The sequence below is a fragment of the Streptomyces sp. NPDC059649 genome (assembly GCF_042734445.1).
Taxonomy (GTDB): domain Bacteria; phylum Actinomycetota; class Actinomycetes; order Streptomycetales; family Streptomycetaceae; genus Streptomyces.
The window spans coordinates 50,873-69,746 of record NZ_JBHWDV010000006.1; the positions used below are offsets into that span (position 1 = coordinate 50,873).

Annotated in this window: 20 protein-coding genes; 7 read left to right on the plus strand and 13 right to left on the minus strand. The window is 72.4% G+C overall.

What is annotated here, in order from left to right:
• Together dut and ACFV1J_RS10920 are read right to left on the minus strand one after the other, a co-directional pair.
• Positions 1-522, minus strand: coding sequence for a dUTP diphosphatase (gene dut, locus ACFV1J_RS10915; protein ID WP_385856992.1), 522 nt, complete (start codon positions 520-522; stop codon positions 1-3).
• Complete coding sequence (locus ACFV1J_RS10920; RefSeq protein WP_385856993.1) at positions 519-1,121, minus strand: PaaI family thioesterase; 603 nt, start codon at positions 1,119-1,121, stop codon at positions 519-521. The genes dut and ACFV1J_RS10920 overlap by 4 nt, the downstream gene beginning before the upstream one ends.
• Positions 1,122-1,179: 58 nt before the next feature.
• On the opposite strand from ACFV1J_RS10920, the gene ACFV1J_RS10925 reads away from it, so the two are divergent.
• The gene (locus ACFV1J_RS10925; RefSeq protein ID WP_030808274.1) at positions 1,180-1,623 is read left to right on the plus strand and encodes a DUF3093 domain-containing protein; all 444 of its coding nucleotides are present in this window, start codon (positions 1,180-1,182) and stop codon (positions 1,621-1,623) included.
• Between the two features lie 40 nt (positions 1,624-1,663).
• Here ACFV1J_RS10925 and ACFV1J_RS10930 read toward each other — a convergent pair whose 3' ends face one another.
• From ACFV1J_RS10930 to ACFV1J_RS10945, 4 genes are all read right to left on the minus strand, one after another.
• The gene (locus ACFV1J_RS10930) at positions 1,664-2,434 is read right to left on the minus strand and encodes a hypothetical protein (RefSeq protein WP_385856994.1); all 771 of its coding nucleotides are present in this window, start codon (positions 2,432-2,434) and stop codon (positions 1,664-1,666) included.
• A 14-nt stretch (positions 2,435-2,448) separates the two neighbouring features.
• On the minus strand, positions 2,449-2,751 hold the full coding sequence (locus ACFV1J_RS10935; protein WP_016575747.1) for a DUF4193 domain-containing protein: 303 nt from the start codon (positions 2,749-2,751) through the stop codon (positions 2,449-2,451).
• Between the two features lie 535 nt (positions 2,752-3,286).
• Entirely contained in the window at positions 3,287-4,552 is a 1,266-nt protein-coding gene (locus ACFV1J_RS10940; RefSeq protein ID WP_385856995.1) for a sensor histidine kinase, read from the minus strand.
• A gap of 6 nt (positions 4,553-4,558) precedes the next feature.
• Entirely contained in the window at positions 4,559-5,212 is a 654-nt protein-coding gene (locus tag ACFV1J_RS10945; RefSeq protein ID WP_006602630.1) for a response regulator transcription factor, read from the minus strand.
• Between the two features lie 331 nt (positions 5,213-5,543).
• On the opposite strand from ACFV1J_RS10945, the gene ACFV1J_RS10950 reads away from it, so the two are divergent.
• The gene (locus ACFV1J_RS10950; RefSeq protein ID WP_385856996.1) at positions 5,544-5,720 is read left to right on the plus strand and encodes a hypothetical protein; all 177 of its coding nucleotides are present in this window, start codon (positions 5,544-5,546) and stop codon (positions 5,718-5,720) included.
• Between the two features lie 84 nt (positions 5,721-5,804).
• On the opposite strand, the gene ACFV1J_RS10955 is transcribed toward ACFV1J_RS10950, so the two are convergent.
• Together ACFV1J_RS10955 and ACFV1J_RS10960 are read right to left on the minus strand one after the other, a co-directional pair.
• Complete coding sequence (locus tag ACFV1J_RS10955) at positions 5,805-6,620, minus strand: inositol monophosphatase family protein (protein WP_385856997.1); 816 nt, start codon at positions 6,618-6,620, stop codon at positions 5,805-5,807.
• A 102-nt stretch (positions 6,621-6,722) separates the two neighbouring features.
• Positions 6,723-7,877, minus strand: coding sequence for a ferrochelatase (locus ACFV1J_RS10960; protein WP_385856998.1), 1,155 nt, complete (start codon positions 7,875-7,877; stop codon positions 6,723-6,725).
• Between the two features lie 182 nt (positions 7,878-8,059).
• Between ACFV1J_RS10960 and ACFV1J_RS10965 the strand changes: the two genes are divergently transcribed.
• Positions 8,060-9,334, plus strand: coding sequence for an MFS transporter (locus ACFV1J_RS10965; RefSeq protein WP_385856999.1), 1,275 nt, complete (start codon positions 8,060-8,062; stop codon positions 9,332-9,334).
• A gap of 181 nt (positions 9,335-9,515) precedes the next feature.
• Positions 9,516-10,859 carry a D-arabinono-1,4-lactone oxidase gene (locus tag ACFV1J_RS10970; RefSeq protein WP_385857000.1) on the plus strand — a complete coding sequence of 448 codons (1,344 nt, stop codon included), beginning with the start codon at positions 9,516-9,518 and terminating at the stop codon, positions 10,857-10,859.
• 33 nt (positions 10,860-10,892) lie between these two features.
• On the opposite strand, the gene ACFV1J_RS10975 is transcribed toward ACFV1J_RS10970, so the two are convergent.
• Complete coding sequence (locus tag ACFV1J_RS10975) at positions 10,893-12,005, minus strand: hypothetical protein (protein WP_385857001.1); 1,113 nt, start codon at positions 12,003-12,005, stop codon at positions 10,893-10,895.
• Between the two features lie 497 nt (positions 12,006-12,502).
• Between ACFV1J_RS10975 and sepH the strand changes: the two genes are divergently transcribed.
• Entirely contained in the window at positions 12,503-13,558 is a 1,056-nt protein-coding gene (gene sepH / locus ACFV1J_RS10980; RefSeq protein WP_385857002.1) for a septation protein SepH, read from the plus strand.
• Between the two features lie 93 nt (positions 13,559-13,651).
• Here sepH and ACFV1J_RS10985 read toward each other — a convergent pair whose 3' ends face one another.
• The gene (locus ACFV1J_RS10985) at positions 13,652-14,491 is read right to left on the minus strand and encodes a sulfurtransferase (RefSeq protein WP_385857003.1); all 840 of its coding nucleotides are present in this window, start codon (positions 14,489-14,491) and stop codon (positions 13,652-13,654) included.
• 246 nt (positions 14,492-14,737) lie between these two features.
• On the opposite strand from ACFV1J_RS10985, the gene ACFV1J_RS10990 reads away from it, so the two are divergent.
• Positions 14,738-15,538, plus strand: coding sequence for a VOC family protein (locus ACFV1J_RS10990; RefSeq protein WP_385857004.1), 801 nt, complete (start codon positions 14,738-14,740; stop codon positions 15,536-15,538).
• A 56-nt stretch (positions 15,539-15,594) separates the two neighbouring features.
• Here the strand turns inward: ACFV1J_RS10990 and ACFV1J_RS10995 are convergent, their stop codons facing one another.
• On the minus strand, positions 15,595-16,239 hold the full coding sequence (locus tag ACFV1J_RS10995) for a ScbR family autoregulator-binding transcription factor (protein WP_385857005.1): 645 nt from the start codon (positions 16,237-16,239) through the stop codon (positions 15,595-15,597).
• 122 nt (positions 16,240-16,361) lie between these two features.
• On the opposite strand from ACFV1J_RS10995, the gene ACFV1J_RS11000 reads away from it, so the two are divergent.
• Positions 16,362-17,360: a ScbA/BarX family gamma-butyrolactone biosynthesis protein gene (locus ACFV1J_RS11000; protein ID WP_385857006.1), complete on the plus strand. Its 999-nt coding sequence runs from the start codon at positions 16,362-16,364 to the stop codon at positions 17,358-17,360.
• Here the strand turns inward: ACFV1J_RS11000 and ACFV1J_RS11005 are convergent.
• Both ACFV1J_RS11005 and ACFV1J_RS11010 read right to left on the minus strand, forming a co-directional pair.
• Positions 17,350-18,129 carry an SDR family oxidoreductase gene (locus ACFV1J_RS11005; RefSeq protein WP_385857007.1) on the minus strand — a complete coding sequence of 260 codons (780 nt, stop codon included), beginning with the start codon at positions 18,127-18,129 and terminating at the stop codon, positions 17,350-17,352. The two genes, ACFV1J_RS11000 and ACFV1J_RS11005, sit on opposite strands and share 11 nt — an antisense overlap.
• A 38-nt stretch (positions 18,130-18,167) precedes the next feature.
• Positions 18,168-18,836 carry a thymidine kinase gene (locus tag ACFV1J_RS11010; protein ID WP_385857008.1) on the minus strand — a complete coding sequence of 223 codons (669 nt, stop codon included), beginning with the start codon at positions 18,834-18,836 and terminating at the stop codon, positions 18,168-18,170.
• Positions 18,837-18,874 lie beyond the last annotated feature (38 nt).

An 18,874-nucleotide genomic window follows, 5' to 3' on the forward strand; every position in this document is an offset into this window, starting at 1 on the left:
TCACTGTCCTTCCCGGTCGGCACCGACCGCTGCGTATTCATTCCCGCCCGTGGAGCCGCCCACCGCCGCATGACCGCCGGTGGAACCGAATCCCCCCTCGGCCCGCGCCGAGCCGGGAAGTTCCGCCACCTCGTGGAAGCGCACCTTCTCGACCTGCTGGACGACAAGTTGGGCGATCCGGTCGAACCTCTCGAACCGCACGGTCTCCCGCGGGTCCAGATTGACCACGATCACCTTGATCTCTCCACGGTACCCGGCATCCACCGTCCCGGGGGCATTCACGAGCGCCAGTCCGCAGCGCGCGGCGAGCCCGGACCGCGGGTGCACGAACGCCGCGTAGCCGTCGGGCAGCGCGATCGCCACGCCGGTGGGCAGCACCGTGCGCTCCCCCGGCGCCAGCTCGGCCGCCTCGGTGGTCACCAGATCGACGCCGGCGTCGCCCGGGTGCCCGTACTCCGGGACGGGCACCTCCGGGTCCAGCCGCCGCAGCAGTACGTCTACGGGGTCGCGTGGGTGGCTCACGGGTTCACCTCGAAGGCTCGCGCGCGCTTGACCTGGTCCGGGTCGGCCATCGCCGCCTGGATCTCCTCGGTCCTTCCGTTCTCGATGAAGTGGTCGACCTTCACCTCGATGAAGACGGCGTCGGCGCGCACCGCGACCGGGCCGTCCGGGCCGCCTATGCGTCCCACCGCCGTCGAGTAGATCTTCCGCCCGTGCACCGCGGTGACCTGCGCGTCCAGGTGCAGCACCGTGCCGAGCGGCACCGGGCGTACGAAGTCGGTCTCCAGCCGGCCGGTCACCGCGATGACCCGCAGCAGCCAGTTCAGCGAGCCGAGCGTCTCGTCGAGCGCGGTGGCCAGCACTCCGCCGTGGGCCAGGCCCGGCGCGCCCTGGTGGGCCTCCTTGACCGTGAACTCGGCCTGGACGCTCACTCCCTCGCCGGCCCGGGCCTCCAGGTGCAGACCGTGCGGCTGGCCGGTGCCGCAGCCGAAGCAGCGGTCGTAGTGCGCGCCGAGGAGCTCTCCGGGCGCCGGCGCCTCGGCGTGCCGGACCGGAGCCACGGCGTCCGTCGGCGGCGTCAGCCCCGGCCGCCCCGCCCTCGTTGTGTCAGTTCCACTCACGAGTGCAGACCCTACCCGCGCGGCCAAGGGGCCCGCGCCGCCGTGCCAAGCTGGAGCCATGCAGTCGTACGAAGAACGTCTCACCGCGCCCCGGTCCTGGTGGCTGATCGCCGGGCTGATCGGCGTCGCCTGTGCCCTGATGCTGCTCCCCGTGGGGACGCTGCCGATGCTCGGCGGGCTGATCGGCGGGGCGGCGCTGTCCGCGGTGGCGGTGAGCGCGTACGGGTCGGTGCGGATCCGGGTGGTGGGCGGTGCGCTGATCGCCGGGGACGCGAAGATCCCGGCGTCGGCGCTGGGCGAGGCCCGGGCGCTGGACGCGGCGGAGGCGCTGGCCTGGCGGACGCACAAGGCCGATGCCCGGGCGTTCATGCTGCTCCGCAGCTATGTGCCGACGGCGGTGCGGGTGGAGATCACGGACCCGGACGACCCGACGCCGTACGCGTATCTGTCGACCCGGGACCCGGAGCGCCTGGTGGCGGCGCTGACGGCGGTACGCGCCTGACGGGTGGGCCGGGGGCCGGCCGTGAGGGCGCCGGCCCGCTTCAGTCGGCGGGCGGGAGCGGGGCCGGTCCGGGCGGCGGGGATACGGGGAGTGCGTCGGGCAGCGCGTCCCAGGGCACCTGCTTGGCCCGCAGGTCCTTGCGGACCTTTTTCGCGACTTTTCTGGTGTCACGGCGGTTCATGAAGCCGCCGACGGCGGCGCCCACCATGAACGGGGTGAGGCTGGGGAGGTTGCGCAGCGTGCGCTTCATGATCTGCTGGCGCAGTTCGCGCTTCATCTGCCCGCCGAGCGCGGCGTTCACCGAGGCGGGTTTCGCGATGTCGATGCCCCGCTCCTCCGTCCACGCCGTCAGGTAGGCCATCCCGCGCTGGCGGAAGTTCCCGGGCGGCCGCAGGCCGTAGACCTCGTGGAGCTCGGCGAGGAGCTTGATCTCGATCGCGGCCACGCCGGTGATCTCGGCGGCCAGCTCGGCCGGCATGGCGGGCGGTACGGGCAGCATGGCTGCCGCGCCCACGCCCGCTCCGACGGTGGCGGTCCCCGCACAGGCGCCCGCGACGAGTTTGTCGGCGAGTTCCTCGGGGGTCAGTCCGGGGAACTGGGCGCGCAGCGTGGCGAGGTCGCGGACCGGGATCCGCGGGGCGATCTCGATGATCCGGTCGGCGATCGCGGCGATCGTCGCCCGCACCCGGCCGCGCCGTACCGGGGCGGTCGGGTCGGCGGGCACGGGCGCGGTTTCGTCGCGTGATCGTGCGCCGGCCGCCGGACCTTGGCCGCCCTCGTGACGCTTGCGGAACGGGTTCACGCCAGCCACGGCGTTGACCGGACTCAGGCCGCGCAGTCGCGGCAGATCGGGTTGCCGTTCTTGTCCTCCGCAGCGAGCTGGCTGCGGTGGTGCACCAGGAAGCAGCTCATGCAGGTGAACTCGTCCTGCTGCTTGGGCAGCACGCGCACCGCGAGCTCTTCGTTGGACAGGTCGGCGCCGGGGAGCTCCAGGCCCTCGGCCTGCTCGAACTCGTCGACGTCGACGGCCGAGGCGGACTTGTCGTTCCGCCGCGACTTCAGCTCCTCAATGCTGTCCTCATTGAGGTCGTCGTCGGTCTTGCGTGGAGTGTCGTAATCCGTAGCCATTTTCGCTCTCCCCCTCTGGGTGTCTGCGGTGTCTCAGCGCTCGTAACGCGTGAGAGGCCGGACTTGTGCCCGACCTGAGGCGGAGATTTTGCCTCACATCAAGGTCTGTTACTCAATCGACACCCAACCGCACCCCTGAAGAGGTGATCGGTTTGGATGGCGATCAGGACCGTACACGGTCCGAATGTCGCACCTCGCGCAGCCCATCACCTGTACTTCCCGTGATCCAGGGCCCCGGAAACCCGGACTTCCCCGGCATTCCACCAGGGCTTTTGATCACGGAGCGTAGATGGCTGGAAATTCGCGCCTGTGAGCGATCACACACGCGACGACCGGCTGGTGGACCGGTCCAATTCCGCGCAAAGCGAACGTGGCGAAGGATCGCTCCCCGCCCCCCTATTCGTCAAACCGGCCCCGCCGGCGGACCTCCGCGGTGTACGGCCGTAGGACGGGCGATCGTACCTGCCGAGGCCCTGCGCTGGTCAGGGCGGTGGCGGACGGCTCCAGCGGACGCACAGCCACCTTGCCGAGCGCCTCACAGCGGCAGCACCACCCGCATCACCAGACCACCGCCCTCGCGGGGCTCGGCGGTGATGCTGCCGTCGTGCGCGCGGACCACCGAGCGGACGATGGACAGGCCCAGGCCGACGCCCTTGTCGCTGCCGGTGCGCTCGGTGCGCAGCCGCCGGAACGGCTCGAAGAGGTTCTCCACCTCGTAGGCGGGGACCACCGGCCCGGTGTTGGTGACCACCAGCACCGCGCACCCCGGCTGCGGCTCCGTGCTCACCTCCACCCAGCCGTCCTCGGGCACGTTGTAGCGCACCGCGTTCTGCACCAGGTTCAGGGCGATCCGCTCCAGGAGCACGCCGTTGCCCTGGACGAAGACCTGCTGGCGCACCCCGCGCAGCGCGACGCCCTTGGCCTGCGCCTCCTCGCGGAGCTGGTCCACGGCCTGGGCGGCGACCTCGGACAGGTCGACCGGCTTCTTGTCCACGACCTTGTTCTCGCTGCGGGCCAGCAGCAGCAGGCCCTCCACGAGCTGCTCGCTGCGCTCGTTGGTGGCCAGCAGCGTCTTGCCCAGCTGCGCGAGCTCCGGCGAGGCGTCCGGGTCGGCCAGCTGCACCTCCAGCAGCGTCCGGTTGATCGCCAGCGGGGTCCGCAGCTCGTGCGAGGCATTGGCCACGAACCGGCGCTGCGACTCGAACGCCCGGTCCAGCCGGTCGAGCATCTCGTCGAAGGTGTCCGCCAGCTCCTTCAGCTCGTCGTCCGGACCGCCCAGCTCGATCCGCCGGTGCAGGTCCGAGCCCGCGACCCGCTGCGCGGTCCGGGTGATCCGTCCCAGCGGCGACAGCACCCGCCCGGCCATCGCGTAGCCGAAGGCGAACGCCACCACCGTCAGGCCCAGCAACGCCAGCAGGGAACGGTTCAGCAGGCTGTTGAGCGCCAGCGCGCGCTGGTGCTGGAGGCACTGCTCGACGGCCTGCTGGAGCAGCGGTCCGGAGGTCTGGGTGGGCAGGTCGCAGATGTCGCTGGTGGACTCGAACTTGCCGCCCAGGATCTTCAGCGGCAGCGCGCTGCCGTCGTGCAGGGCGTCCGCGGCGAGCATGTAGATGATGGTCAGCAGCACGATGCCGGCCATCAGGAACATCCCGCCGTACAGCAGCGTCAGCCGTATCCGGATCGTCGGCCGGAGCCACGGGAAGGGCCGGACGTTGACCGGCGGGCGGGGGTCCCAGGCGGGTTTGGGCGGGATGGGCGGCGGTGGGGCGGCCGGCTTGGAGAACGAGGGCAGGGAAGGCATCGCCGGTCAGATCCGGTATCCCGAGCCGGGGACGGTGACGATCACCGCGGGCTCGCCGAGCTTGCGGCGCAGCGTCATGACGGTGACCCGCACGACGTTGGTGAACGGGTCGGTGTTCTCGTCCCAGGCCTTCTCCAGGAGCTGTTCGGCCGAGACGACGGTGCCCTCGCTGCGCATCAGCACCTCCAGCACCGCGAACTCCTTCGGGGCGAGCTGGACCTCCTTGCCGTCGCGGAAGACCTCGCGGCGGTTCGGGTCGAGCTTGATCCCGGCCCGCTCCAGGACGGGCGGCAGCGCGACGGTCGTACGGCGTCCCAGGGCGCGCACCCGGGCGGTCAGCTCGGTGAACGCGAACGGCTTGGGGAGGTAGTCGTCCGCGCCGATCTCCAGGCCCTCGACGCGGTCGCTGACGTCGCCGGAGGCGGTGAGCATCAGGACGCGGGTGGGCATCCCCAGCTCGACGATCTTGCGGCAGACGTCGTCGCCGTGGACGACCGGCAGGTCACGGTCGAGCACGACGACGTCGTAGTCGTTGACCGCGATCCGTTCGAGGGCGGCAGCGCCGTCGTAGACCACGTCGACGGCCATGGCCTCCCGGCGTAGTCCGGTGGCCACCGCATCGGCGAGCAGCTGCTCGTCCTCGACGACGAGAACACGCACGTCGCTAGTCCTTCCTCAGGGCCCTTTCGGGCGGGCACAACAATCACTTGGAGCCCTTCCATCCTGCCCCGAAGAGCCATAAACCGGCAGTAAGGCGGGAGTGCCGGGGCCTGGGGCCCGGGGCCGCTGCGCCCGGTCGGCCGGATTCCTGGGCGGGTTGAGGTTTCCCTGAGGTTGCGGGTGGGGAGGACGACTGCACACCCGCGATCACGCCCTGTTTTTCGTCTGGCGACCCACGTGCCAAGAACTGATCCATTCCGCAGGGACCACGCCGTGATCGACCCACCGTCGGCACACCCCCGTGCCACCGACCCACGACGAGGGGGCGCACATGGACGCGTTCACCGCAGGCATTTTGCAGCGCATAGAGAACACGGAAGCCGATCTGGACCGGGCCCGCCGCGCGGGCGATGAATTCCTCGTCGAGGTCGAACAGGCCGAGCTCGAGGACCTCCAGCGGCTGGCGAACGAGCACGGTGTGCGTTACGGAGCGGTCAGCAACGCCTGATCACGCCGGCGTACGGGGATCGCGCCCCGGCACCCAGGGGAAGGGTGCCGGGGCGCGGTCGTGCCCGCGGGGCGCGGGCACGGGTCAGTCGTGCCAGGCGCCGAGCTCGTCCAGCAGCGGCTGGAGCTGCGCGAAGAGCTCCGGGGAGGCGGCGAGGGTCAGCTCGTGGGCGGCCGGCTGTCCGGGGCGGCCGCCGGTGCGGGCCCCGGCCTCCCGGGCGATCAGCGCGCCGGCCGCCAGGTCCCAGGGGTTCAGCCCGCGCTCGTAGTAGGCGTCCAGCCGGCCGCACGCCACGTCGCACAGGTCGATGGCGGCCGATCCGCCCCGCCGGATGTCGCGGACCCGCGGCAGCAGGGTGCGCAGCACCTCCGCCTGGGCGGCGCGGCGGTCGGCCAGGTAGGCGAAGCCGGTGCCGAGCAGCGCCTGGGAGAGCGGCGGCGCGGGCCGGTGCCGGATCCGCTCGCCGTTGCTGTACGCGCCGCGGCCCAGGACGGCGTGACAGGTCTCGCCGCGCATCGGGGCGGCGACGACCCCGACGACCACCTCGCCGTCCTTCTCGGCGGCGATGGACACCGCCCAGGAGGGCAGGTCGTAGAGGTAGTTGACGGTGCCGTCGACGGGGTCGATGACCCAGCGGATGCCGCTGGTGCCCTCGCTGCTGGCGCCCTCCTCCCCCAGGAAGCCGTCGTCGGGCCGGTGCTCCCCGAGGAAGCCGGTGATCAGCTTCTCGGAGGCGAGGTCCATCTCGGTGACGACGTCGATCGGGCTGGTCTTCGTGGCGGCCACACCGAGGTCGGCGGGCCGGCCGTCGCGCAGCAGCGCCCCGGCACGGCGGGCGGCCTCCAGGGCCAGCTCCAGGAGGTCGTCGTACAGCGCGTCGGTCTGCGTCGGGTCGGGCACGGTGCTCCTTGCTCGGGCGAGCGGGGGTCGGGCAGCGGTCGGGCGGCGTACGGCACGGCGGGGCGGCCCCCGGTGCACGCGTGCGCCGCCACGGTGTGCGGGTTACGCGGGGGCCTGGGTGACCGGGCCCGGCCAGTCGGCGCCGGCCGCGGCCGGGCGCGGGGTGCGGGCCGGGCAGCAGCCGACCGGGCACAGGTCGTGGGAGGGACCCAGGGCGCCCAGGGCGCAGCGCTCGGGGGTGTGGCCGCGTTCGGTGACGGCGCGCTCCAGGAGGAGCTCGCGGACGGCGGCGGCGAACCGGGGGTCGGCGCCCACGGTCGCGGACCGGGCGACCGGCAGCCCCAGTTCGGCGGCCTTGGCGGTGGCCTCGGTGTCGAGGTCGTACTTGACCTCCATGTGGTCCGAGACGAAGCCGATGGGGGCCATCACCACGGCCGGGACGCCCGCGGCGTGCTGCTCCTCCAGGTGGTCGCAGATGTCGGGTTCCAGCCAGGGGATGTGCGGGGCGCCGCTGCGGGACTGGTAGACGAGCTGCCAGGGGTGGTCCACTCCGGTTTCCGCGCGGACCGCGTCGGCGATCACCCGTGCCACGTCGAGGTGCTGGGCCACGTAGGCGCCGCCCTCGCCGCCCTCGGTGTGGTCGTCCGGGGTGCCGGAGGTGTCGGCCGCGGCGGTGGGGATGGAGTGGGTGGTGAAGGCGAGGTGGGCACCGTCGCGGACGTCGTCGGGCAGCGCGGCGAGGGACGCCAGTACGCCGTCGACCATCGGCCGGACGAAGCCGGGGTGGTTGAAGTAGTGCCGCAACTTGTCCACCTGCGGGACCGGCAGTCCCTCGGCCCGGAGGGCGGCGAGCGCGTCGGCGAGGTTCTCGCGGTACTGGCGGCAGCCCGAGTACGAGGCGTAGGCGCTGGTCGCCAGGACGGCGATGCGGCGGCGGCCGTCGCCCACCATCTGGCGCAGGGTGTCGGTCAGGTAGGGCGCCCAGTTGCGGTTGCCCCAATAGACCGGCAGTTCCAGGCCGTTCCGGGCGAAGTCCTTGCGCAGTGCGTCGAGCAGTTCGCGGTTCTGGGCGTTGATCGGGCTGACGCCGCCGAACAGGAAGTAGTGCTGCCCCACCTCCTGGAGGCGCTCGCGGGGGATGCCGCGGCCGCGGGTGACGTTCTCCAGGAACGGGACGACGTCGTCGGGGCCTTCGGGGCCGCCGAAGGAGAGCAGCAGCAGGGCGTCGTAGGGGCGGGGATCGAGCTGTTCCGGCATGGCATCGATCCTGCCACCCTTCCTGTGGGTGCGGCGGGCAGGTCCCGGCACGCGGACGGGGCGGCGGGGGCGGCGGTACGGGACCGAAAAACCGGAGGCGTGGGCCGCGCGCCGCCCGTAAGCTGTATCGGCCACATACATTCCTTACCGATCTTCGGTCCTCATCCGGCGGAGCGCCCCCGTTGCCCAGTCCCTACCGCGCCATCTTCGGCCGGCCCGGCACCAAGTCCTTCTCCGCCGCCGGGCTGCTGGGCCGGATGCCGCTGTCGATGATGAGCATCGGTGTCGTCACGATGGTTTCCCAGCTGACCGGGCGGTACGGCCTGGCGGGCGCGCTGTCGGCGACCCTCGCGCTGTCCGCCGCGGTGCTCGGCCCGCAGATCTCCCGGCTGGTGGACCGGCACGGCCAGCGGCGGGTGCTGCGCCCGGCGACGCTGGTGTCGCTCGCCGCGGTCGCGGGTCTGCTGCTGAGTGCCCAGCAGCGCTGGCCGGACTGGGCGTTGTTCGTCTTCGCGGCCTGTGCGGGGTGTGTGCCGAGCGTGGGGTCGATGATCCGGGCGCGCTGGGCGGAGCTGTACCGGGGTTCCCCGCGGGAGCTGCACACCGCGTACTCGTGGGAGTCGATCGCCGACGAGATGTGCTTCATCGTCGGGCCGATCCTGTCGATCGGGCTGTCCACCGCGTGGTTCCCGGAGGCCGGGCCGCTGCTGGCCGGGTGCTTCCTGGCGGCCGGGGTGTTCTGGCTGACGGCGCAGCGGGCGACGGAGCCGGCGCCGCATCCGCGGGAGCAGCAGGCCAGCGGCTCGGCGCTGCGTTCGCCCGGGCTGCAGGTGCTGGTGGGGACGTTCGTGGCGACCGGCGCGATCTTCGGGGCGGTCGACGTGGTGACGGTGGCGTTCGCGGAGCAGGCCGGGCACAAGACGGCGGCCAGTCTGGTGCTGGCCGTGTATGCGCTCGGTTCGTGTGCGGCCGGTGCCGTCTTCGGGCTGCTGCACCTGAAGGGCCATCCGTCGCGCCGCTGGGTGGTCGGGGTGTGCGCGATGGCGGTGAGCATGGTGCCGCTGCAGATGGTGGGTTCGCTGCCGCTGCTGGCGGTCGCGCTGTTCGTGGCGGGGCTGTCCATCGCCCCGACGATGGTGACGACGATGGCGCTGGTGGAGGAGCACGTACCGCGGTCGAAGCTGACCGAGGGCATGACGTGGACCAGCACCGGTCTGGCCGTGGGGGTGGCGCTGGGTTCGTCGGCGGCCGGCTGGGTGGTGGACGCGGCCGGTGCGGAGCGCGGCTATCTGGTGCCGGGGGCGTCGGGTGTGCTGGCCGCGCTGGTGGCGTTCGCGGGTTACCGCCGGCTCCGCCCCCGGCAGCCGGCGGCCGTGCCGGGCGTCCCGGTCGCGGCGGGTCTGCCGGAGGACGGCACGGCGGCCGCGGAACGGCAGGGCGGCCAGCCCGTCGCATGAGCCGCGCACCGCTCCGTGGTTACCGGCGGTACGAGTTGTCCCGGAGCCGGGTGATTACCGCCGATTCCTTGATCGTCCGATTCCGCTCAACCCCTGTGGCGGGCGCCGTGATGACTGACATCATGCGCTCACACCAACGGCGGCCGACCGGCCGGCCCGCGTGCGGGGAGGGGACGTCACCATGGCAGTCAGCAACGCCGTCGACGGCTCGGGAGGGCGCGGCGCCACCGCCGCCCCGTGGCGCAACTGGGCGGGCAATGTCACCGCCCGCCCCGCCCGGACGGTGGCCCCGGCGAGCACCGAGGAGCTGGCCGCCGCCGTCCGCGCCGCCGCCGCGGACGGGCTGACGGTCAAGGCGGCCGGTACGGGCCACTCCTTCACCGCGGCGGCCGCCACCGACGGGCTGCTGATCCGTCCCGAGCGGCTGACCGGCGTCCGTGCCGTGGACCGCGCGGCAGGCACGGTCACGGTGGCCGCCGGGACCCCCCTCAAGCGCCTCAACGAGACGCTGTCCGCGCACGGGCTGTCGCTGACCAACATGGGCGACATCATGGAGCAGACCGTCTCCGGGGCGGTCAGCACCGGCACCCACGGCACCGGCCGGGACTCGGCGTCGCTGGCCGCCCAGATCACCGCCCTGGAGCTGGTCACCGCCGACGGCTCGGTGCTGACCTGTTCCGCGCAGCAGAACCCGGACGTCTTCGCCGCGGCCCGGCTGGGCCTGGGCGCGCTCGGCGTGATCAGCGAGCTCACCTTCGCCGTGGAGCCGGAGTTCCTGCTGACCGCCCGTGAGGAGCCGATGCCGTTCGACGAGGTGACCGGCCGGTTCGACGAACTGGTCGCCGAGAACGAGCACTTCGAGTTCTACTGGTTCCCTCACACCGGCAACTGCAACACCAAGCGCAACAACCGCAGCCAGGGCCCGGCGGACCCGCCCGGCCGGATCAGCGGCTGGGTCGAGGACGAGCTGCTGTCCAACGGTGTCTTCCAGGTCGCCTGCGCCGTCGGGCGCGCGGTGCCGGCCGCGATACCGGGCATCGCCAGGATTTCCAGCCGCGCCCTGTCGGCCCGTACGTACACCGACATCCCCTACAAGGTGTTCACCTCGCCGCGGCGGGTGCGGTTCGTGGAGATGGAGTACGCACTGCCGCGGGCGGCCGCGGTCGCCGCGCTGGGCGAGCTGAAGGCGCTGGTGGAGCGCTCGGACTTCAAGGTCAGCTTCCCGGTGGAGGTGCGCACCGCGCCGGCCGACGACCTCCCGCTGTCCACCGCCTCCGGCCGGGACACCGTCTACCTCGCGGTGCACATGTACCGCGGCACGCCCCACGAGGCGTACTTCGCGGCCGCCGAGCGGATCATGACCGCCCACGAGGGGCGCCCGCACTGGGGCAAGCTGCACACCCGCGACGCGGCGTACCTCGCCGAGGTCTGTCCGCGGTTCGGTGAGTTCACCGCGGTCCGGGACCGGCTGGACCCGGACCGCCGGTTCGGCAACGCGTACCTGCGCCGGGTGCTCGGGGACTGACCCGGGCACCCGGCGCGGACGGCCGCGGCCGCCTCAGGAAGCTCCCGGTTCGGGCGCCGCCTCGGTCTCCGGCCCACTCTGCCCACTCCCCTGGTGGCCGCCGGCCGTGTCGTCACCGCTACCGGTGTCGCCGCTGTCCGCCGAACCGCTCGGGGACGGGCTCGGGGACGGCGAGTTCTCCGGGCCCGGCGAGGTCTTGCCGTCGTCGGACGGGCCGGTGCTCGGCGACGGCGTGCCGTGGTCGGTTCCCCGGTCGGTGCCGGTGTCGCCGGACCTGCCCGGGTCCGGGGTCGCACCGCCACCGCTGCCGTGCCGGCCGTCGTCCCCCGGGGTGCGGTCCGGGCCGGGCGACCGCGGGGTGACGGGCTGGTGCCGGCCGGCGCTCCCGGTGTGGGTGAGGTTGCCGAGCGTGGTGCCCTGCTGGCCGCTCGGGGTCTGCCCGGTCAGCAGCTCGGTGGCGGTGACCCCTCCCATGGCCAGGGCGAACACCGCGAGCGCGGCGAGCGCCGGCCGCTTCCAGCCGCGCAGTCGGGTGCCGTACGTAGTGGCGCCGACCTCCTCGGGCCGGCCGACGGGCGGTACGGCCGGGGGCAGCGCGGTGGTGGCGGCCTCCGGTCGGGCGGGCGGCGGCACCGGCGCCATGGTGCGCTCGTCGAGGCGCGGCACCAGCCGGGTGCGGTCGGTGGGGTGGGCGTTCGCGGGATCGCGCCGGCGGGCCAGCTCGGCCCGGGGGATCACCTGCGTACGGGCCGCGTCGGGCCCGGAGGTCTGTGCGGCGACGGAGGTGACGTGGTCCTCCGTGCCCTGCTTGTCGAAGGTGGGCAGCACCATCGTGGGATCGGGCTGCCGTGCCTGCCGGGTGGTGGATCGGGTGCGGGAGGAGGAGCGGCGCGGTCTCGGCCGGGTGCTGACCGAGGCTTCCTTGATCTGCTCGCCGGTGCGCCGGAACAGGTGGTGGAATATCGATCCGCCGGTGGTCGCCACGACGCTGACCAGACCCGCTCCGATGATGGTTCCGTACACACCGAGTTGACCGGCGAGATACGCGGCGACGGCCGCGGCGAGCGCGCTGCCGGCCACCTGAGCGACGCTCAGGTCTATCCGCTTCTCCTTCTTCGTCGTGCCTGTTTCGTTTTCTTCGTCCATCTCCAACCTTTGGTAGCCCCTTCGATCCATCTTGCACGGAGAAGTGACCATTTGGCGGAGTCAACAGTTCCGATTTTGGGGAATCTGTGAAACTCGCCACCCGTGCGTCAGGTCGAGAGATCGACAAGGTGACCGACTGCCACTGTTCCCCCAGAAGTTCGGCGGCGCGGCGGTCCACCTCGGTGGCCCGAATGGAGTACTGTGACGAACCCTGGCCCCGGTTCCCGTCCGGCTGCCCGGAACCCATGGGTGGGGGCCAGATGGCGGCACTCACCCCGGGGAGCCGCCGCTCGGCACGGGTGATCGGCGACAGGGCAAGCGGCATGGTCACTGAGCGTTGCGAACTGGTAACCGTGTCATAACGGCGTTTGAGGGCCAAGCCTCGACACGCCGGGCAACTCGGCAATGTTGTGGCAGGCTGCACCCGGGCAGGCCACACTCGACTAGCGGAAGCAGCGACGCACGTGACGTCGGCAGGCACCACCCGGGAGGTCCCCATGCCCGAACTGCGTGTCGTGGCCGTCTCCAACGACGGCACACGGCTGGTGCTCAAAGCTGCGGACAGCACCGAGTACACGCTTCCGATCGACGAGCGGCTGCGCGCCGCCGTCCGCAACGACCGTGCGCGGCTGGGCCAGATCGAGATCGAGGTCGAGAGCCACCTGCGGCCGCGGGACATCCAGGCCCGGATAAGAGCCGGTGCCTCCGCCGAAGAAGTCGCACAGCTGGCCGGCATCCCCGTCGACCGGGTACGCCGCTTCGAGGGCCCGGTGCTGGCCGAGCGCGCCTTCATGGCCGAGCGGGCCCGCAAGACACCGGTGCGCCGGCCCGGCGAGAACACCGGCCCGCAGCTCGGCGAGGCGGTCGCGGAGCGGCTGCTGCTGCGCGGCGCCGACAAGGACAGCGTGCAGTGGGACTCCTGGCGCCGGGACGACGGCACCTGGGAGGTGCTGCTGGTCTACCGGGTCGCCACCGAACCGCACTCGGCGAGCTGGACCTACGACCCGCCGCGCCGACTCGTCCAGGCCGTCGACGACGAGGCCCGGGCGCTGATCGGCGAGGCCGACGACACGCCCGAGCCGAGCTTCCCGTTCGTGCCGCGGATCGCCCGGCTGCCGCGCGACCGGCCGCTGGACCGCACGCTGGACCGGCACTCCGAGCGCGGTGAGCGGACCGCCGCCGAGGACGACGCCCGGGGCGCCGAGGAGGCCACCGGCGAGCGGGAGCGGGAGCGGGATTCGCTGACCAGCCTGCTGGAGGCGGTACCGAGCTTCCGCGGCGACATGGTCGTACCGGAGAGCGCCAAGGCACCGCAGGCCGACGAGGCGTCCGAGGCCGAGGCCGAGGAGCCGCCGGCCCCGGCGGCGAGCGCGGGGGCGGGTTCGGCGTACGCCGATGTGCTGATGCCGCGGGCGGTGGCCGGCCACCGCGACCGGCTGACCGGGACGACGGACCGTCAGGCCGAGGCGGACGGCGTGCGTCCGGGCCGCCGGGCCGCGGTGCCCAGCTGGGACGAGATCGTCTTCGGCACCCGGCGGAAGAAACCGGAGTAACGGCCGCCCGCAGGTGCCCCGTCCGTCCGCCCGGTCCTGTTCGAGGGCCGGGCGGACGGCTGTGTACGGGCCGGGGGCGGCCCGTGGCGGGCCTCAGCCGGGCTGCGGGCCGGTGGCGACCGGCCGGTTCGGGTCGGCGGACCATTCGCTCCAGGAACCGACGTACAGGGCCGCGGGAATGCCCGCGTGCGCCAGCGCCAGCACCTGGTGGGCCGCGGAGACCCCGGAGCCGCAGTAGACGCCGACCTCCACGTCCGGGGTGGCGCCCAGCGCCGCGAACCGCTCGGCCAGCTCGGCCGGGGCCCGGAAGACCGTGCTGCCCTCGGCGACGTTCTCGGTGGTCGGCGCGGACACCGCACCCGGGATGTGGCCGGCGACCCGGTCGAGCGGCTCCACCTCTCCCCGGTAGCGCTCGCCGGCCCGGGCGTCCAGCAGGACGCCGCGGCGGGCCAGGGCGGCCGCCTCGTCCGCGGTCAGCAGCGGCAGTGCGCCCGGCACCGGCGTGAAGTCGCCCGGTTCCGGGGTCGGTTGGGCGGTGCTCAGCTCACCGCCCGCGGCCCGCCAGGCGGCCAGTCCGCCGTCCAGCACCCGTACGTCCTGGTGGCCGCTCCAGCGCAGCAGCCACCAGGCGCGGGCGGCCGCCCAGCCCTGTCCGCCGTCGTAGACGACCACCGGGCGGTCCGCGCGGACCCCCGCGGCCTGCATCGCCTTGGCGAAGACGCCGAGATCGGGGAGCGGGTGCCGGCCGGCCGGGCCGGGCGGTGCGGCCAGCTCGGCGTCGAGGTCGACGTAGACCGCGCCGGGCACGTGGCCGGTCTCGTACTCGGGACGGCCGGGCGGGCCTCCGAGCTGGTAGCGGACGTCCAGGACCACCGGAGGAGCGGACTGTGCCAGCTCGCTCGCGAGTTCGGTAGCGGTGATGATGACATTCATGGGACTCATCCTTGCGTAGCGGCGACTACGTACAGAAGGCGGGTGGGCACCCTCCGTATGACGGAGTTACGCTCCACCGTTACGGCTGCGAAACGGACTCGAAACGTCAAAACGGGCATTCTCCTTTGCGAACGCGCCGTGGACGGCGCGGCCGGGGCGCACACCAGGACACAGGGTGCGAGCATCTGCTCGGGACCCGCGCCCTTACCCCCATGGTCAGCCCCCGATGCTCCGAGGAGAGTGACGATGACGACCGAGGCAGCGACTCGGCGGATGCCCGGCGCGCCGTGCTGGGTGAGCCTCCTGGCCCACAGCCTTTCCGCGACGCAGGAGTTCTACGGCGCGCTGTTCGGCTGGGAGTTCCGCCCGGGGCCGCAGCACTTCGGTCCGTACGCGCGGGCCTTCCTCCACGGCCGGGAGGTCGCCGGGGTCGGTGAGCTGGCACCCGACCGCCATCTGCCGGTCGCCTGGACCACCTATCTGGCCAGCGACGACGCGGATGTGACCGCCGAACAGATCCGTTGCTGCGGCGGGACGGTGGGCGTCGGCCCGCTGGACGCGGACCATGACGCGGGCCGGATGGCGATCGCCTCCGACCCACAGGGGGCGATCTTCGGGATCTGGCAGGGCCGGACGATGATGGGCACCGCGGTCACCGGCGAGCCCGGCACCCCGGTGTGGAACGAGCTGGTGACCCAGGAGACGGGCGCCGTCAGCCCGTTCTATGAGCACGTCTTCGGTTTCGAGGCCGAGCCGGTTCCCGTCGGCGGCACCGGCTCGGCAGCCGACCCGGATGGCGATCACCTGACGCTGCTCCTCAAGGGCCGCCCGGTGGCCGGCATCCACGGTGTGGGCAACGCACCGCTCCGAGAGCACGGCCCCCATTGGATGACGTACTTCGCGGTCCCCGACACGGACGCCGCGGCCCGCCGCGTCACCGAGCTGGGCGGCCATGTACGGGAGCCGGCCCACGAGTCCGCCCATGGGCGGGCGGCCACCGTCGCCGACAGCGAGGGCGCGGTCTTCACGGTCGTTCAGCAGCGCTGAGCGGCGCGGGACACCGAGAAAAAAGTACCGTGCGGTCTTTTTGTCGCCGCCCCGGCTCAGGAAACCGCCGTCGCCTTCCCGGCCTCGAAGAGCCGCTCGGCGCGGAACGGTGAGGTGTCCAGGCGCGCCAGCACCCCGGGAACGGCGAGGTTGGGCAGGAAGAGCTCCAGGAGCCGGGAGATCTCGGTGGAGAGGTCGGGGGCGTGCGGCACGGCCTCCGTGACGAGCTGCACTCCGGTCCAGGCACCCACGAACAGCCGCGCCGTGTCGGTGGGATCGACGTGCGGCAGCAGTTCGCCCCTCCCCCGGGCCTCGATGAGCAGCTCCCGGCCCAGCACGATCCAGTCGGGCCAGCGGGTGCCGAACAGGCTGCGCGCCTTGGAGTCGACGGACAGCCGGATCGAGGCACTCAACAGCGGCTCCCGGGGCAGGCGGTGAGCCAGCAGCAGTGAGATGTCCACCCACTCCTGGAGCTTGAGCGCCTGCGGCACCAGGCCCTCGGTGGTCACCGCCTCGTCGAGGACACCGCGGGCGAGCTCCTCCTTGGAGGTGAAGTGGAAGTACAGCGCGCCACGGGTGAGTTTGGCCCGGTCGATGATGGCGGCGATGGTGGCGGCTTCGTAGCCGTATTCGTTGAAGATCTCCGCGGCGGCCACCAGGCAGGCCTTACGTGTGCGGATCGCCCGTTCCTGTTTCGCCAACTCGCGTCTCCCGTGACCCAGGTGTTTGCCGCAGTCTTTACCGCAGCACAGAAAAAGACCGCGGACCCGGTATTTTATCAGCGCGCAACTTCCTTCTCATGCGTCGCACACAGGGGACCCCCATGCCCGAAGCCGCCATCCGCATACGCCCGTTGCCCCACGACCGAGGGTCCCCGGGCCCGGTGCTCCGCGTTCTCGATGCTCAGAGCGGTGCAAACGCCGTCGGCAGCAGCGCAGTTCCGCGCGAATTCACCCATCTCCGGGACGCCGAGCGGGTATTCATCACTGGCTGGAACCGTTGTGGCCCCGGCGCATTCTCGCTCACCGGCCGATGGCCGGCCGCCCACGGCGACGGGCGGGCGGACCCCAGAGTGCTCGCGCAAACCTTTCGGCAGAGCGGACTGACGATCGCTCACGCGGAATACGGTGTCCCGCTGTCCCACCACATGATTCTGCATGACCTGAGTTTTACGGCGAATCCGAAATTCCGCGTTTCGGACAGCGGGCCCACGGATCTGGGCATCGAGGTCGCCGTCTCGCAGACCCGCCGCAGCGGCCGCTGCACCAGCGCGCTGGGCATGGTGGTCCGCATCCATCAGGACGATGTCACCGTCGCCCAGGCCGAGTCGGAGTTCGCCTGGTCCTCACCGGCCGTGTACCGACGGCTGCGCGGCGAGCGTCTCGGCATCGGCTGGGGCTCCTGGCCGGTCCCCGCCCCGGTCGCCCCCGCACTGGTCGGACGGACCGACGCGGCCGAGGTGATGCTCTCCCCCGGCGGCCGGCCGCGCCGCTGGCGACTGCGCAACGACACCGGCAACACGCTGCTGTTCGACCATCCCGTGGACCACGTCCCGGGCCTCGCCCTGCTCGAAGCCGCCTATCAGGCCGCCCACGCCACCGTCGCGCCGGCCCGCTTCACCCCGGCGACCGTCATCAGCACTTACGAACGCTACGTCGAGTTCGACGAACCGTGCTGGATCGAGGCGCAGTTGCTGCCCCGCACTCCCTCAGGCCGCCTCACCGTCCTCGTCACCGGCACCCAGGGCGGCCGGACCGTCTTCCGCGCGGGACTGAGCGGAGCACCTTGCCAGAGCGCTGGGTCGCGGTGGCTCACTGATTGACCAGTCCGCCGTCCACCGGCAGCACCGTCCCGGTCAGGAACGGGCAGCGGTCGCTGAGCAGCCAGGCCGCGGCCGCCGCGATCTCCTCGGGAGCCGCGGTACGGCCCTGCGGGGTAAGAGAGTTGGCCATCTCCTCCAGGCCGGGGTTGCGGGCGAACCAGTCGGTGGTGATCTCGCTGCGGGTGGTGCCGGGCGCCACCGCGTTCACCCTGATGCCCTGGCGGGCGTACTCGTCCGCCGCGGCCCGGGTGAGGCCCACCACCGCGTGCTTGGAGGCGATGTAGGGGGCGGCGGCCCGGATCGCGATCAGCCCGGCCACGCTGCTGTTGTTGACGATGGTGCCGGCGCCCTGCGGAAGCATCGCGGCTATCTCGTGGCGCAGGCAGTTCCAGACGCCGCGCACATTGGTGTCCATGATGGCGTCGTACACGTCGTCGGACATCAGGTGGAGCGGGGTCCGGTCGCCGCCGATGCCCGCGTTGTTGAACGCCGCGTCCAGCCGCCCGTACGTCGTGACGGCGAAGTCCACCGCCCGGGCGGCCTCCGCGGCCACGGTCACGTCCGCGACGACGTACGCGGCCTCGGCGCCCTGGGCCCGTAAGGCGCCGGCCAGTTCGGCGAGCCGTTCCTCACGGCGGGCGACCAGGACGACCGTCGCCCCCTCGTCGCAGAAGACCCGCGCCGCCGCGGCGCCGATTCCGCTGCTCGCCCCCGTGACCAGGACGATTTTGCCGGAGAGAAGTGTGCCGGATGGAAGATCGCTGCTCATGGTGGACGAGTCTGACAGGGGCCAACCGGGGGCGTGGGTCAGTCCGGCGCGCCGGACCGCGTCGGCGCGACCGGCAGGACGTCCGGGGAGAGCGCGCTCGCACGGGCCGCGGCACTGGTCATCCGGCGCAGGTGGTGGCGGCGGCAGAGGACCTCGTAGCCCACGTCCGCGGCGCTCTGACGGACGTCGCCGACGACGACCTGGGCGCCCTCGACGACCATCGCGCCGTCCACCGTGCGGGCGTTGTGCGTGGCCCGGGCGCCGCACCAGCACAACGCCTCGACCTGCAACGCCTCGATACGGTCGGCGAGTTCGATCAGGCGCTGGGAGCCGGGGAACAGCCGGGTGCGGAAGTCGGTGGTGATGCCGAACGCGAAGACGTCCAGGTCGAGGTCGTCGACGACGCGGGCCAGCTGGTCGATCTGGACGGGGGCGAGGAACTGGGCCTCGTCCACGATCACGTAGTCCGCCCGGCCGCCGCGGGACAGGTGCGCGACGAGGTAGGCGTACAGGTCCATGCCCTCTTCGGCCTCGACGGCGTCGGTGACCAGGCCGAGCCGCGAGGAGAGCCGGCCCTCGCCGGCCCGGTCGTCACGGGTGAAGATGACCCCTTCCAGGCCCCGTGCGGCGCGGTTGTGCCCGATCTGCAGTGCCAGGGTGCTCTTCCCGCAATCCATCGTTCCGGAGAAAAATACCAATTCGGACATGGGTCGGGGGATGGCCTTTCGGGTCGGAGTCGTCGCCC